This window comes from Streptomyces sp. NBC_01445 (assembly GCF_035918235.1).
In the GTDB taxonomy this organism is placed as follows: domain Bacteria; phylum Actinomycetota; class Actinomycetes; order Streptomycetales; family Streptomycetaceae; genus Streptomyces.
The window spans coordinates 8,981,903-8,996,822 of sequence record NZ_CP109485.1; the positions used below are offsets into that span (position 1 = coordinate 8,981,903).

Sequence of the window (14,920 nt, forward strand, 5' to 3'; positions counted from 1 at the left end):
GAAGGCGCCTTATCGGATCATTTCGGACATTCCTCCGTAGTGGGGTAGTACGTCACATCCTTGCGCCCCCTCTCGGGCATCGCTAACTATGGCTGTCGTCCCGGAGAACGGGTCGGAGCACGAGCGAAGACGCTCGCTCCGGACTCCCGGGACAGGACGCGGATCCCGACTCCGCTCCAGGCGCCACCACAGGCCGGCGCCGCACGGTGTCCCCGAACATGAAGAGGTAATCCCGTATGACCTTCTCCACCCCGATCACCGCTGCCGCCCGCCCCACCCGCTTCAAGCGCGCCACCGTCACGGTCCTGGCCGCCGCCGGTCTCGCGGGCGCAGCACTGACCTTCGCCCCGTCGCCCGCGCAGGCCGCCGAGCCCGCCGCGACGCCGAAGGCCGCTCACTCGGTGTCGACCAAGAAGGCCACCGACGGGAACAACGTCGACGGCTGGATCAACGAAGCCCTCAAGGTCATGAAGGCCAAGGGCATCCCCGGCTCCTACGAGGGTCTGAAGCGCAACATCATGCGTGAGTCCTCCGGCAACCCGAACGCCGTGAACGGCTACGACGTGAACGCGGTCAAGGGCACCCCGTCCAAGGGCCTGCTCCAGGTCATCCAGCCGACCTTCGACGCCTACCACGTCGCCGGCACCGCCAAGAGCCTGACGGACCCGGTCGCCAACATCACCGCGGCCGCCAACTACGCCGCCGACCGCTACGGCTCCATCGACAACGTCAACTCCGCGTACTGAGCCGTCATCACCACACGCACACGCCGTAACTGATCCACGGCACATCTCAACCCTCGAACGGAGGGCAGCGCCCCTCCTGGATCTGCTGTGGCGGCACCGCGCGGCGAACTCCCCGCCACCATCCCTATGGTGATCTCCAATCACACGGCCGCAGCCGAGGACGTACAGGGATTCGGTACCCCGTTCTTCCACGTACCGTCACAAGGCCCCCGACAAATCCGCGGCGGAGGCGGAGATCCTCGCTCTCCTCGTTCGGAAACGTCGACTTCGTGGTGCGCGCGCTACATGCAGATCCTGTCCGGCGATTTCCTGCGTCGCCAGGGGTGCCTGTCATCAACATCCACCACTCCTTCCTCCCCGCCTTCGCGGGCGCCGGGTCCTATCGCAAGGCGAAGGAGCGAGGCGTGAAGCTGATCGGACCCACCGCGCGCTACGTCACCGAAGATCTCGACGAAGGGCCGATCGTCGACCCGGCATCCGCCGAGGTGGGCAGCCGGCTGCGCCGACGCCCGCCCACATGTGGGCGACGAGGGCTGAGGCCGACGGTGGCGGGAACACGGCGTGCCGGTTGGCGCCTGCCGAGAACCACTCCGAGGGCGGGGCCGTGACCAGGAGGAACCCGTCGTCGCAGCAAGCGTGGCCAGTATTAGCATGGCCCGGGAGCAGGCCCCTGCGTGGGCGACAATCGGGCGGGGAGGACTCCTGAACAAGGTCACGATTCGGGACGTCGCCGAGTTGGCTCACGTGTCGCAGTCCACGGTGTCGAACTACTTCCACAAGCCCCGCAAACTCTCCGATGCCACGCGCGAGCGGATTCGGCGAGCAGTGGAGACGCTCGGCTTTGTGCCCAACGACGCGGCGCGAAGACTGCGGATGGGCGAGAACCCGGTGATCGGTTATCTGGCCTTCGAGCTGGCGAGCGCGACGACCCCGGACATCGCCACGGCGATCGAGCAGCGCGTGTCGGCGCGGGACATGTACCTGCTGATGGCGAACGACACGGGCTCCCGGGCGAGGGAGCGCGAGTACCTGCACCTGTTCGAGCAGCAGCGGGTGGCCGGGATCATCGTTTCTCCTGCGGGTGACGTCGAGCCGGAACTGGCCCGGCTGCGGCGCAGCGGCATAGCCAGTGTGCTGAGCGCACGGCGAGCCGTCTCCGATGCTCAGGCGTCTGTCTCGACGGATCATGTCGCCGGCGGCCGTCTCGCGGTGCGCCACTTGATCGAGCTGGGGCGCCGAAAGATCGGATTCGTCGGGTCCTCACTGGACCTGCGGCAGGTCGCGGACCGGCAGCGGGGAGCGCTGTCGGTGATCGAGGCGGTGCCGGACGCCACCTTGGAGGTCATCTCGGTGCCCGAGCGGACGGTGGAGGCCGGTATCGCCTGCGCCGAGCGCATCGCCGCCCGCGCACCTGGTGACCGACCGGACGCCCTCTTCTGCGTCAATGACCTGCTGGCCATCGGCATCATCCAGTCCCTCACCGCCGGCGGACGCCTGCGCATCCCGGACGACATCGCGGTCGTGGGGTACGACGACATCGAGTTCGCCCAGTCGACCGTCGTACCGCTGAGCACCGTGCGCACACCGCATGCCCAGCTGGGCGCGGCCGCCGCCGACTTGCTCTTCGAGGAGATCGCGGTCCTGCGGGGACCCGCAGACGCAGCCGAGGAGCGCAGTGCCCCTCACGTGGAGTTCTCGCCCGAACTCGTGGTGCGTGCTTCCACCGGCGGCGCCTGACCTGGCGACACCAGTGACGGCATCAGCGCGGCGTCCCGCTTTATTAAATCGTTTCACTTCGGGTCGCGCTGAACTCTTGACGGGCCTGTGTCACCTCGTGTTCTCATGTGCACAACGTTGGTAAAACGTATTACCAGCGGGATGGCCAGCTGGATGGGCAGCACCTCCCGCGAGGAACGGAGCAACCGCATGGCGGAGAAGAACACGGCAACGCCGCAGCTCGACCGAAGACACTGGACCCTGGCCGTGGCGGCCGGCATGGCCTCCTTCCTCGACGCGGGGGCCATTATCTCGGTCGGCCTGGGACTGGCCCTGTGGAAAGAGGACTTCGGTCTCGACGTGTGGACCGTAGGCCTGCTGGGGTCCACGCTGACGCTCTTCATCGCCGTCGGGGCGCTGACCGGAGGACGCCTGGCCGACCTCCTGGGGCGTGGCCGGGTCTTCTCCCTGACGATCCTGGTGTACGCGGCCGCCGCCCTGGCTGTCGCACTCGCCCCCGGCGCGGGCGTCCTGGTCGCCGGCGTCATCGTGATCGGCATCGCCGCCGGAGCCGACCTGCCCACCTCGATCGCGGTCCTGTCCGAGCGTGCACCGGCCGGTGCCCAGGGCAGGCTGGTGGCCTTCACCCATGTGATGTGGACCGCCGGGGTCGTCTTCGTGACATCCCTGGGCTTCGCCGTGTCCGCTCTGGGCACGCTCGGAGTCCGGCTGATCTTCGCGACGCTTGCCGTCCTCGCTGTCGCGACCTTCGCCTTCCGCGCCTTCTATGCACCCTTTAGGGAGTTGGAGGCCGAAGCCGACGCCCGCCACAGCGCCGAAGGCGTCGACGCCTCCCATGCGCTGCCGCTGCGCACCCTGTTCCGCGACCGCTCGCTGGCCGTCATGATGAGCCTGACCGCGCTCTTCTACCTCTTCTTCACCCTGGTGGCGAACACCTTCGGCTCCTTCAAGACGTACTTCCTGGTGACGGTCGGAGACGCTTCGCAGACCTTTGCCACGGCGCTCTCCTTCATCACGACCCTCGTCGGCCTGGTCGGCACCATCGTCTTCACGCGCATTGCCGACACGAAGTGGCGTAGCCGCTTCTTCGCCGCGGGCGTCGTGGTGTTCGCGTCCTGCCAGTTGCTCATCGCGGTCACCGGCGGTGTCGTTCTGCCCGCCATGATCGTCGCCCTGGTTCTCTACAACGTCGGCTTCCCCTTTGTCGGCGAGGCCCTATACAAGATCTGGACCCAGGAGTCCTTCCCGGTCAACGCCCGGGCCACGGTGCAGGGTGCCACTATGGCCGTCGCCCGTTTCGCCGCATCAGGGTTCGCTCTGGTCACTCCGGCGCTGATCGACTGGAGCCCGTCGGGCCTCTACATCCTGCTGACCATCTTCGCGCTGGTCTCCGGCCTCATCGGCATGATTGTCATCCGGCGCGTGCGCAAGGAAGCCGTGGGCACTGCCGCCGCCTCGCTCGCCTCGACGCCTGTCGCCGTCGGAGGCACCCGATGACATCCCACGACCGCACGATGCACCCGGTGCACGTCCAGGCTCCCCGCATCGGATGGACCGACGAACCGTTCGTCACCACGCCGAGCCCTGCGCTGTCGTGGAAGACGGTCACGGCACCGCCTGCCTGGACGCAGTCCGCGGCGGACGTCGCGATCACCAGGAACGGCATCACCGGCACGGCGCGCGTGGAAGGGCCCGATGCCGTACAAGTCCCTTGGCCTTTCGAGCCGTTGCAGCCGCTGGAGTCGGTCCGGGTACGGGTGAGGGTGCACGGCAAGGACGGATCGGCGTCCGACTGGAGCTCGGAGACCGAGGTCACGGCCGGTTTCCTGCCTCCGGCCGGTGACACGGGCTGGCAGGCCCGCTTCATCGGATCCGGATCGGACGAACCGCACCTGATGCGCGGCACCTTCGACGTACGGGGGCCCGTGCACCGGGCCGTCCTGCACACGACGGCTTTCGGCGCCTACGACATCCAGCTCAACGGCACCCCGGTGGACGATGCCGAGCTCAAGCCCGGCTGGACCAGCTACCAATGGCGGGTCAACCTCGATGTCACCGACGTGACCGAGCGCCTGCGCCCGGGCCGCAACGCCCTCGGCATCACCCTCGCCGGGGGCTGGTACACGGAGCGCTGGGGTTTCAGGGACGCCGCTCGTCGGTTCTATGAGGGCGCTCCGGCGGCGGCAGCGCAGCTCACGATCACATACGAAGACGGCACCGTGGACACCGTGGTCACCGACGAAGGGTGGCGCTGGGCTCCGGGCCCGGTGGTTTCCGCGAGCCTGTACCAGGGGGAGACTTTCGACGCCCGCCTGCAGACGCCCGATTGGGCCGGCGCGTCGTACGATGCCGCGCACTGGGACGCCGTCCGCCTGGTCGCCGTACCCGACGTCATCCCCACCCCGCGCACGCTGCCCCCGGTCCGCGTCATCGAACACCGCGCCGTCGAGCAGGTGTTGACCACGCCGAGCGGCGGCACCGTCCTCGACTTCGGCCAGAACCTCGTCGGCCGTGTCCGCATCCGCGTCACCGGGCCGCGCGGCCACACCGTCACCCTCCGCCACGCCGAAGTCCTCGAACACGGCGAACTCGGGACCCGCCCCTTGCGCAACGCCGCGGCGACCGACCACTACACCCTCAGCGGGGACGGCGAGGAGATCTGGGAGCCCAAGTGGACCTTCCACGGCTTCCGATACGTCCAAGTCGACAACTGGCCGGGCCAGTTCACTCCGGACCGCGTCACTGCCGCCGTCCTCCACACCGACATGCCCCGGACCGGCAACTTCACCACCTCGCACGCCCTGCTGCAACGTCTCCACGAGAACGTCGTCTGGGGCATGCGCGGCAACTTCCTGTCCATCCCCACTGACTGCCCGCAACGAGACGAGCGCCTCGGATGGACCGGCGACCTCCAGGTCTTCGCCCCGACGGCCTCCTTCCTGTACGACTGTGATGCCTTCCTCCGCTCCTGGCTGGAGGACGTCATGCTCGAACAGCGGGCCGGCGATGGCGTCGTCCCCATGGTGGTTCCGGCCGTCATCCCTCAAGTGCCAGGCCTGTCCGAACCCGTCGCCGCCTGGGGCGACGCCATTACGGTCGTACCGTCGGTGATGTGGGAACGCTTCGCCGACCACGACATGCTCCAGCGCTCCTTCGACGCCATGACCGCATGGGTCGACGTCGTGCGCGCACGCGCCGGTGAGTCGCTGCTGTGGGAGGAAGGGATCCAGTTCGGCGACTGGCTCGACCCGGACGCGCCGCCGGAGCGGCCCGGTGAGGCCAAGACCGACGCGGCGATCGTGGCCACCGCCTACTTCTTCCGCTCCGCCGACCTGACGGCCAAGGCCGCGTTCCTTCTGGGCCGGGAAGCCGAGGGCCGTACCTACGCGGACTTGGCCGCCCGCATCGCCCAAGCCTTCCGCAACGCGTATGTCACACCCGACGGCCGCATGATGTCCGACGCCCTCACCGCCTACGCGCTGGCCATCGCCTTCGAGCTCGTGGTCGGCGAGCAGCGGCAGGCCATGGGCGACCGGCTACGTGACTTGGTTCGGGCCGCCGGATACCGCATCGCCACCGGCTTCGTCGGCACCCCGATCATCGGCGACGCGCTCACCGCCACCGGCCACGTGAAGGCGGCATCACGCCTGCTGACCCAGACCGAGTGCCCGTCCTGGCTGTACCCGGTCACCATGGGTGCGACGACCGTGTGGGAACGCTGGGACTCCATGCTGGAGGACGGGTCGATCAACCCGGGCCAGATGACCTCGTTCAACCACTACGCGCTGGGAGCCGTGGCCGACTGGCTGCACCGCAGCGTCGCAGGCCTCGCCCCGCTGCAGCCGGGGTATCGCGTGATTCGTGTCGCGCCCACCCTCCTCGACGACCTCGACGACGCTTCGGCCTGGCACGAGACCCCGTACGGGCGTGCCCGTGCCGGATGGCGACGGGAAGGCGACCAGGTGCACTTCCACACCGAGATCCCGTCGAACGCGCGGGCCGTCGTCGAGCTTCCCTCCGGAGCGCGTTATGAGGTGGGCAGCGGGACGCACACCTGGACGGAAGCCCATCCGCGGCCGGTCCAGGAGCGCGGCCGGCTGACCCTGCGCAGCAGTCTCGCGGAGATCATCGATGACCGGCAGGCGTACGAAGCCGTACTGGATGCCATCCACAACATCGACGAGGCCCGCTCGGAGACCTTCCGGCGCACGACCCGCTGGCGGCGCGGCAGGGAACTACGGGAGCCCCTGGACAAGGCGCCCGTCACCGTTCTGGCAGCTGTGGAGGCGGCTCTTGCCGCGTTGCCGAGCGAGCATACGGCGGGCTGAGCCGACCGGACCGCGTGTGGGTACCGATGCCGGACGGTCCGGCCGCCGTCGACGGACAGGGTGTGGCCGATGGCAAAGGGGTGCGGTCGGCAGGAGGGAAGAGCGACGCGCGCTGTTCACCCTTCGGCTGGTGGCGCCGTGGAGTTCCGCGGCATCAGGGTGGGGGAGAGCGTCACCTGGGCCGTCGGCTTGGCGCGGTCCGTGATGCGCTCCAGCAGCAGGCGTGCCGCGTTGCCGCCTATGGCGCGGCCGCCCTGGTCGACGCTGGTGAGGGAGATCTGGCGCAGTGCGGCGAGTGTGGTGTTGTCGTATCCGGCTACTGCGATGTCATCGGGCACCGAAAGCCCGGCCTCGGACAGGGCGTCGAGGACCCCCATGGCGACGACGTCGGCACCCGCGAACATCGCTGTGGGGCGCCGGGTGCGGGCGAGCAGCTCCCGCGCACCGAGGTATCCGCCCTCCTGCGTGTAGCTGGTGGACACGATGTCGATCTCGTCCGCCAGACCATGAGCCCGCATGGCGCGGCGGTAGCCCTCCGCCCGCCGCGCGTTGGGCATCTCCTCGCTGCGTGTGGGGTCGGTCTCCAGGTGCTCTATGTGTGCGATGTGCCGGTGGCCTTGGGAGACGAGGTGGTCGACGACCAGCGCGGCGCCCGCGAGATCGTCGTCGACCACGGTGTCGTAGCGCGTGGACTGGCCGTGACGGCCGATGACCACCATCGGTACCGCACCTGCGAGGCGCTCGAGCCGGGCCCGCGACGACACGGGGGCGACGAGAAGCAGGCCGTCCATGCCGCGGTCGATCATCGCGTCCGTGACCCGGGCCTCGGCCTCCTCGCCGTTGCACCCAGGCCCCAGCAGGACCTGGTAGTCGGTGTTCTCGAACCACTCGGTGACACCGTCGAGGATCTCGGGGAAGAACGGGTTGCGGATGTCCGGAAGCATCACGCCGATGGTGTACGTCTGCCCACGCAGGCCCCGCGCCGCCGCGTACGGGCGGTACCCGAGTTCGGCGATCGCCTGCTGCACCTTCTCCCGCATCCTCGGGCTCGCGCCGTAGGCGCCCCGCAGCACCTTGGACACGGCGGTCGTGGAGACCTGGGCATGGCGCGCGACGTCGACGATCGTCACGCGCCGCGGCTGGGCTGGCGGTGCCATCCGGGGGCCTCCGGGAGTGGGAAACGTTGCCGCAGAGTGTAGAGCCGAGGGCGCGAAAAGCCACGCCGCCGAGGCGCTACCCGTGCTGCGGGGCCGGGTGACATGGAGCTTCTGCCGTTATGAAGTCGCAGCATGCGGGACATCTTGACGCCTTGCGAGGCCGACTCTAAGGTCAGCGCAACTTCTGTAAAACGTTGCCCATTCTCATGAACCAGCCCCCTGGCCGGGTGGGTGCGCGACAGTCCACCTGGGGCCTGGAGTCTGGGACCTGGGGCGCACCGGAACGACGGCGGTGGGGGCTCCTCCGCGCGCAGCTGTGCCAGTGCTCGATCCAGGTGTCTTATTGAATCGTTTCAAACAGAACGGGTCCGCCGGTGATGACCGCTCCAACCGATCGGCCTCCACAGGAGGCTCGCTCAGTACCCGCTCGTCGCACGCCCCTGGCGCCGACGTGGTGGTTCGCGCTTCCGGCGCTGGTTCTCTTCGCCTTCGTCGTCCTGGTGCCGAGCGCCCGTGGGATCTACTACGCCTTCACCGACTGGGACGGTCTCGACCCCGACCTGTCCTTCGTCGGCCTGGACAACTTCACCGACATGACGGGCGACCCCGACGCGGTTCGGGCGATCTGGCACACACTGCTGATCGCGGTGTCGATCACCGTCGTCCAGAACCTCGTGGGGCTGCTGCTCGCGCTGGGAGTGAACAGCGCCATCAAGACGCGCAACGTCCTGCGCGTGTTCCTGTTCGCCCCGGCCGTGATCACACCGATCGTGACCGCCTACCTGTGGCGCAACCTGCTCGGCCCGGACGGCGCGGTCAACAGCGCGCTCGGTGCAGTCGGCCTGGACTCCTGGCAGCAGAACTGGCTGGGCGATCCGGACCTCGCGCTCTGGGCGGTCGTGGGAGTGATCGTGTGGCAGTTCGCGGGCTACTCGATGGTGATCTTCCTGGCCGGGCTGCAGTCGGTCCCGAAGGAGATCCACGAGGCCGCGGCCATCGACGGGGCCGGCCCGGTCCGCCGCTTCTGGTCCGTCACCCGGCCCCTGCTCGCTCCGGCGATCACCATCAACCTGATGCTGTCGATCATCGGCGGAATCAAGCTGTTCGACCAGGTGTACGCGCTGACCGGCGGCGGCCCCGGCCATGCCACCGACACGATCTCCACGCTGATCTACAAGAACGCGTTCACGCTGGGCGAGTTCGGCTACAGCATCGCCCTCGCGGTCGTCCTCACCGTCATCGTGGCCGTCGCCTCCACCGGCCAGTACGTCGTGCTGTCCCGCAACGAAAGGGCCGCGTCGTGAACCGCTACCGCCGCCGTACCTTCGCCCTGGAACTATCCATGATCGCCGCGGCCCTGGTGGTGGGCTTCCCGGTGTACGTGCTGGTCAACCTCGCCCTCCGCGCTCCCTCGGACACCTCGTCGCCGATCCGGCCCACCGCGTCACCCACGCTGGAGAACTTCCATCAGGCATGGCAGCAGGGCGCGTTGGGCGGTGCGCTGGCCAACAGTGTCCTGGTCACGGCCGTCAGCGTCGTCATCGTGCTGGCAGTGTCCTCGCTGGCGGCCTACCCCCTGGCGCGGGTCGCGGCACGCTGGTCCCGCGGGACATACCTGTTGATCATGCTGGGTCTCGTGCTGCCCTTCCAGCTGGCGTCGCTGCCGCTCTACCAGACGATGCGCGACCTCGGCCTGCTGGGCACTCCGTGGGCGCTGATCCTCTTCTACGCCGGTCTGCAGGTGCCGTTCACCGTCTTCCTCTACGTGGGGTTCCTGCGCGTATTGCCGCGTGACTTCGAGGACGCCGCCCTGATCGACGGCTGCACGCCTCTGCAAGGATTCCGCCACGTCGTCCTGCCCTTGCTCAAGCCGGTCACGGTGACTGCGCTCGTCCTCAACACCGTGGCGGTCTGGAACGACTTCTTCACCCCGCTGCTGTATCTCAGCGGCAGCGCCCAGCAGACCATGCCCGTCGCCATCGCCGGTTTCGTCGGCCAGTACGCGACCGACTGGAACCTCATCTTCGCCGCACTGGTGATCAGCGTCGTGCCGGTCCTGGCCGTCTACTTCGCCCTCCAGCGCAGCATCATCAACGGCTTCGCCGGCGGTCTGCGTGGCTGACCGGCACTGGTGCACCCTCCCGGTGCGCGTCACGCGGCACTGCCCCCTCGTCCCCTTCTGTCCCATGCCCCTGCACCGCAGTCCATCCTCGCGGGAGACACCATGAAGACACCCCGACTGGCGGCCCTGACAGCCGCGACCATCGCTGTCGCCGTGCTGGCCGCGTGCAGCGGCGGCACCACCGCGGGCGACAAGGGTGATACCCGGACGCTCACGCTCGCCTCGGTCGACCAAGGCTCCGTCGAAGACATCGTCAAGGCGTTCGAGAAGGTCAACCCGGGCGTCAAGGTCCGCTACACGACCAGCGGCGCGGACCAGTACCAGCAGCAGATCCGCACCCAGCTGTCCTCGGGCACCGCCCCCGACGTGATGTCCGTCTGGCCGGGCAACGGCAACCCGGCCGCCACGCACGTCCTGGCCGAGCCCGGCTATCTGCGCGACCTCTCCGACCGGCCCTGGGCGGCGAAGCTACCGGACGCCGTCAAGAGCGTGGCTCAGTACGACGACAAGACGTACACCGCGCTTTTCGGGCAGAACGGCATCGGCGCCGTCTACAACGAGCAGGCCCTGCAGAAGTCAGGTCTCACCGCGCCGACCACATGGACGCAGCTGCTGAAGTTCTGCAAGGACGCCGCAGCCAAGGGCACCCCCGCCTTCGCGTTGGGCAACCAGGACAACTGGGTGACACAGATCGTCCTGTACGCGCTGGTTGCCACGACCGTCTACGGGCCCGACCGGGACTTCGACACGAAGATGCAGGCGGGCAAGGCCACGTTCGCCGAGTCGCAGTGGACCACCGCCCTGGACAAGTACCTGACGATGGAGAAGACGGGCTGCTTCCAGAAGAACCCGCTCGGAACCACCTACGAAGCCAGCCAGCAACTGGCCGCCACCGGCAAGACCCTCGGCATCGTCCAGGGCAACTGGGTGATCGCCCTGCTCAAGCCGAAGAACCCGAAAGCCACCTACACCCTGAAGCCGCTGCCCGCCGTCGACGACCCCACCAGGACGATCGTCCCGGCCGCGGCGGGCGCCGGTTACGGCATCAACGCCAAGGCCAAGAACGAGGAACTCGCCCTGAAGTTCGTCGACTTCGTCATGTCACCGAAAGGCATGAACCTGTACGCCAAGAAGCAGGGAGGCCTGCCCACCCTCCCCGACACCGGCTACACCGCCGACCCGTCGCTGACCGAGCTGTCGACGTTCATCAAGGACGGCAGGACCGTTCCGTTCATGGACCAGTTGTGGCCCAACACCAAGGTGCAGCAGACCATGCTCAGCGGTCTGCAGGAGATCTTCAGCGACCAGTCCACGCCCGAGAAGGCACTCAAGGCGATGGACGCCGACTACCAGGCCGGGGACTGATCCTCCGGCGAGCGCGGCCGCTGCGTACGGGCATCACCTGGCGCGGCCGCGCCCCGGATCAGCACCACCACCGAACCCCACCCCACCCGGCCGGAGACATCCGTTTCCGGTCCGCACCCTGAGGGCGCAGCACGCCCTCGGGGAAGACACCCCTGCCCAACAGGCAAGCACACTAAAGGAGTTCAGCATGTCCGCAGAGCCGCGTGACGCGCTCAGCCGCAGACACGTCGTGGGAATCCTCGCCGCCGGGACGGCCGGAATGGCCCTGCCCCTCGTGGCCGGCGGCTCAGCCGTTGCCGCTCCTGCCCGCCACACCACCGCCACCGCGGCGGCGGCCGGTGCTGCCGTCGGTCTGCTCGGCATCAACGGCCGCCTCGACGAACCGCTCGGTGTCGACGACACGACCCCCCGACTCAGCTGGCGCGTGACCACCCACCGGGACGGCTGGGTACAGTCCGCCTACCAGATACGCGCCGCCCGCACCGCCCACGAACTCGACCACGGCCCTTACCTCTGGGACTCGGGCAAGGTGCACTCCGACGCCCAGACCGACATCCCGTGGCGCGGCCGCGGCCTCCCGGCCCGTGAGCCGGTCGTGTGGCAGGTCAGGGCCTGGGACCAGGACGGCAAGGCCACACCGTGGAGCCGCCCTGCCACCTGGGAGACGGGCCTGCTCAAGCGCGACGACTGGGGCGACGCCGAGTGGATCGAACACCCCGGCCGCAGTGTCGGCGACCCGCTGCCGCTCTTCGCGCGGACGTTCACCGCCGGCAGGCGCGGGGGCGCGAAGGTCACCAAGGCGCGGCTGTACCTGTCGGGAGTCGGCCTGCACCTCGCGTACGTCAACGGCGAGCGGGTCAGTGACGAGGTGCTGGCCCCCGGCAGTTCCAACTACCAGCTCTCCGCCGAGTACCGCGCCTACGACGTGACCGACCTGATCCGCACGGGCGCGAACACCGTGGGCGTCGAACTGGGCCATGGACCCGCTCTGGTCACCCGCTCGGTCACCAACCCGGCGACCGGCCGGTCAGCCCCGTACAGCTGGTGGCAGAGCCAGTTCAAGGGCAGTGGCACCCTCGCGGCCCCCGCCGCCCCAGGTGACACCACCGTCAAGGTGAGCGCGACGAGCAACTACCACGTCGGCGGCACCGTCAACATCGACACCGGGGACGGCGGGGAGCGCCTCGAGTCGCGCACCATCACCGCGATCGGCACCGCGGGAGCCGACGGCACCGGCATCACCTTCCAGCCCGCCCTCAAGAAGCCGCACGCCGCCGACGCCACGGTCACCGGCTCCGGCAACTCCCGGGCGAGCACCGACCCCAGCGCCGGTGCCGCCGTCACACCCCGCATGATCGCCCGCCTTGAGATCACCCGGGCCGACGGCTCGGTCGAGACCGTCGTCAGCGACCGCACGTGGAAGACCTCGCTCGGCCCGACCACGACGAACAACTGGTACTCCGGCACCGACTACGACGCCCGTCGCGAACAGGCCGGGTGGACCGACCCCGGCACCGACCTGGGGGAGGGCGCCCGCCGCCGCGACGGCTCACCGGTCGGCTGGGTGGCCGCGGGTATCGCGCCGCCGCCCAATCTGACGACCGACCTCGTCTGGCGCGCGGGCGAGCCGGTGAAGATCGCCGACCGTCTCCGTCCCGTCTCGGTCACCGAGCCCCAGCCGGGCGTGTGGGTCTTCGACCTCGGCCAGAACTTCGCCGGCTGGCCCCAACTGACCCTGGAGGGGAAGATCCCTGCCGGGTTGACGGTCAAGATGCTTCCCGCGGAGTCCCTGAACGCGGACGGCACCGTCGACCAGGCATCCATCATGGGCGGAGGCGGCAGCCGCGGCACTGACATCTTCACCGCCTACACCACCCGCGGCAGCACCAAGGGCGAGAGCTGGCACCCCGAGTTCAACTACTTCGGCATGCAGTGGGTGCAGGTGACCGGACTGCCGAAGGGATACCGGCCCACCGCCGACACGATCACGGGACTCCAGCTCCACGCGGACGTCCCCACCGCCGGCCACCTCACCACCTCCAACGACCGCATCAACCGCATCCACCGGATGGCGCGGTACTCGGTCATGAGCAACACGATGTCCACGTTCACGGACTGCCCCGGCCGCGAGAAGCTCGCCTACCCCGCCGACTACCTGCAGCCCTTCGCGTCCCTGCACCGCCACTTCGGCTACGCAGCCTTCCTGCGGACCATGGAACGCCATCTCGCGGAAGGCCAGTCCAAGGCGGGCGACAACATCGGCAACGTCGCCCTGAAGGCACCCGTCTACGACTGGGGCTACACCGGCCGGTTCGGCGACGAGATCAACTGGGGCAACGGCATCATCCTCACCCCCTGGTTCCTCTACGAGACGTACGGCGACACCCAGACCATGGCCCGCTACTACCCCCAGATGCAGGCCTTCGTCACCTACATCCGGACGCAGAAGGCCGGCACCGGCGCGAACGCCCACATCGTCGACGCGGCGCTCGGCGACTGGATCGGCGCCGAAGCCACGTCCGGCCGCATCACCGGCACATGGGGCTATCACCAGATCGCCGACCGGATGTCGAAGATGGCCGCATTGCTGGGCCGCAAGTCCGACGCCGCCGAGTACCGCAGCCTGGCCGCCGCCATCAAGAGCGCGTTCAACGACGCGTTCTACAACCCGGCCCTGGGCCGCTACACCAGCGAGGGCCCGCTCGGTTCCACCGGCGCGACCCAGGCCGCCCAGGCCCTCGCGCTCGACGAGGGGCTGGTCCCGAGCGGCGAACGCGAACGCGTCCTCGACGCGCTCGTCGAACTGGTCAACGGATTCCAGCCGTTCGGCGGCGGTCCGCACTTCAGCGGCGGCACCATCGGCCTGGCACCGATCGTGCGCGCGCTGACGGCCGGTGGCCGCGACGACGTCCTGTGGAAGGTGCTGCAGGAGGACACCCGCCCGAGCTACGGCTTCTTCCTGGCCCCCACGACCGCGAACCCCAAGGGCCTGACCACCCTCCCGGAACAGTGGGACATGGGGAACTCCAAGAACCACATGATCCTCCTCCAGGTCGAGGAGTGGTTCCACGCGGGCCTGGCCGGTATCCGGCAGGCGCCCGGCTCCTCCGGCTACCGTGAGCTGGTGATCGACCCGAGGATCGTCGGAGACCTCACCCACGTCGAGGGCAGCTACCAGACCCCGTACGGCGAGGTCGCATCCGAGTGGACCCTTAAGGACGACACCTTCCGGCTGACGATCCAGGTGCCGCCGAACACCACAGCGGAGGTTCGCGTCCCCAAGGGCGGGACGAACTCCCCGGACGCACCCCGCGGCGCTGACTTCCAGCGCGTCGAGGGGGAGCGCGCCGTCTACAAGGTCGGGTCAGGAACGTACGACTTCACCGTACGAGGCGTGCACCCCGCGACGTAGCACCTGAGCGGCCCAACGGGTCCGGGCGGGGGCAGGCCCATGGCCTGCCCCCG

General features: G+C 68.9%; 10 protein-coding genes. 9 read left to right on the forward strand and 1 reads right to left on the reverse strand.

Annotation, left to right across the window (positions count from 1 at the left end):
- Window positions 1–236: 236 nt before the first annotated feature.
- From OG574_RS40995 to OG574_RS41015, 5 genes are all read left to right on the forward strand, one after another.
- Window positions 237–746 carry a transglycosylase SLT domain-containing protein gene (locus OG574_RS40995; protein WP_326777314.1) on the forward strand — a complete coding sequence of 170 codons (510 nt, stop codon included), beginning with the start codon at window positions 237–239 and terminating at the stop codon, window positions 744–746.
- 323 nt (window positions 747–1,069) lie between these two features.
- Window positions 1,070–1,354, forward strand: coding sequence for a formyltransferase family protein (locus OG574_RS41000; protein ID WP_326777315.1), 285 nt, complete (start codon window positions 1,070–1,072; stop codon window positions 1,352–1,354).
- A 43-nt stretch (window positions 1,355–1,397) separates the two neighbouring features.
- Window positions 1,398–2,483 (forward strand): LacI family DNA-binding transcriptional regulator, encoded by a 1,086-nt coding sequence (locus OG574_RS41005; protein ID WP_326777316.1) that lies wholly within the window; start codon window positions 1,398–1,400, stop codon window positions 2,481–2,483.
- 189 nt (window positions 2,484–2,672) lie between these two features.
- Entirely contained in the window at window positions 2,673–3,980 is a 1,308-nt protein-coding gene (locus tag OG574_RS41010) for an MFS transporter (RefSeq protein ID WP_326777317.1), read from the forward strand.
- A complete protein-coding gene (locus OG574_RS41015; RefSeq protein WP_326777318.1) occupies window positions 3,977–6,811 on the forward strand; it encodes a family 78 glycoside hydrolase catalytic domain in 2,835 nt (944 codons plus the stop codon). Before OG574_RS41010 ends, OG574_RS41015 begins: the two co-directional genes overlap by 4 nt.
- Window positions 6,812–6,927: 116 nt before the next feature.
- Here OG574_RS41015 and OG574_RS41020 read toward each other — a convergent pair whose 3' ends face one another.
- On the reverse strand, window positions 6,928–7,968 hold the full coding sequence (locus OG574_RS41020) for a LacI family DNA-binding transcriptional regulator (protein ID WP_326777319.1): 1,041 nt from the start codon (window positions 7,966–7,968) through the stop codon (window positions 6,928–6,930).
- A gap of 500 nt (window positions 7,969–8,468) precedes the next feature.
- Between OG574_RS41020 and OG574_RS41025 the strand changes: the two genes are divergently transcribed.
- The 4 genes from OG574_RS41025 (at window position 8,469) to OG574_RS41040 (ending at window position 14,867) form a co-directional block, all read left to right on the forward strand.
- A complete protein-coding gene (locus OG574_RS41025; RefSeq protein WP_326777320.1) occupies window positions 8,469–9,272 on the forward strand; it encodes a carbohydrate ABC transporter permease in 804 nt (267 codons plus the stop codon).
- On the forward strand, window positions 9,269–10,090 hold the full coding sequence (locus OG574_RS41030; protein WP_326777321.1) for a carbohydrate ABC transporter permease: 822 nt from the start codon (window positions 9,269–9,271) through the stop codon (window positions 10,088–10,090). Before OG574_RS41025 ends, OG574_RS41030 begins: the two co-directional genes overlap by 4 nt.
- A gap of 102 nt (window positions 10,091–10,192) precedes the next feature.
- Window positions 10,193–11,455: an ABC transporter substrate-binding protein gene (locus OG574_RS41035; RefSeq protein WP_326777322.1), complete on the forward strand. Its 1,263-nt coding sequence runs from the start codon at window positions 10,193–10,195 to the stop codon at window positions 11,453–11,455.
- A gap of 187 nt (window positions 11,456–11,642) precedes the next feature.
- Window positions 11,643–14,867: a family 78 glycoside hydrolase catalytic domain gene (locus tag OG574_RS41040; protein ID WP_326777323.1), complete on the forward strand. Its 3,225-nt coding sequence runs from the start codon at window positions 11,643–11,645 to the stop codon at window positions 14,865–14,867.
- Window positions 14,868–14,920 lie beyond the last annotated feature (53 nt).

What these genes read in the sequence shown, in the direction of transcription:
- OG574_RS41020 (WP_326777319.1), bottom strand. Translation starts at nt 7,968, where the DNA reads ATGGCACCGCCAGCCCAGCCGCGGCGCGTGACGATCGTCGACGTCGCG.
- OG574_RS40995 (WP_326777314.1), top strand. Translation starts at nt 237, where the DNA reads ATGACCTTCTCCACCCCGATCACCGCTGCCGCCCGCCCCACCCGCTTC.
- OG574_RS41015 (WP_326777318.1), top strand. Translation starts at nt 3,977, where the DNA reads ATGACATCCCACGACCGCACGATGCACCCGGTGCACGTCCAGGCTCCC.
- OG574_RS41010 (WP_326777317.1), top strand. Translation starts at nt 2,673, where the DNA reads ATGGCGGAGAAGAACACGGCAACGCCGCAGCTCGACCGAAGACACTGG.
- OG574_RS41005 (WP_326777316.1), top strand. Translation starts at nt 1,398, where the DNA reads ATGGCCCGGGAGCAGGCCCCTGCGTGGGCGACAATCGGGCGGGGAGGA.
- OG574_RS41035 (WP_326777322.1), top strand. Translation starts at nt 10,193, where the DNA reads ATGAAGACACCCCGACTGGCGGCCCTGACAGCCGCGACCATCGCTGTC.
- OG574_RS41040 (WP_326777323.1), top strand. Translation starts at nt 11,643, where the DNA reads ATGTCCGCAGAGCCGCGTGACGCGCTCAGCCGCAGACACGTCGTGGGA.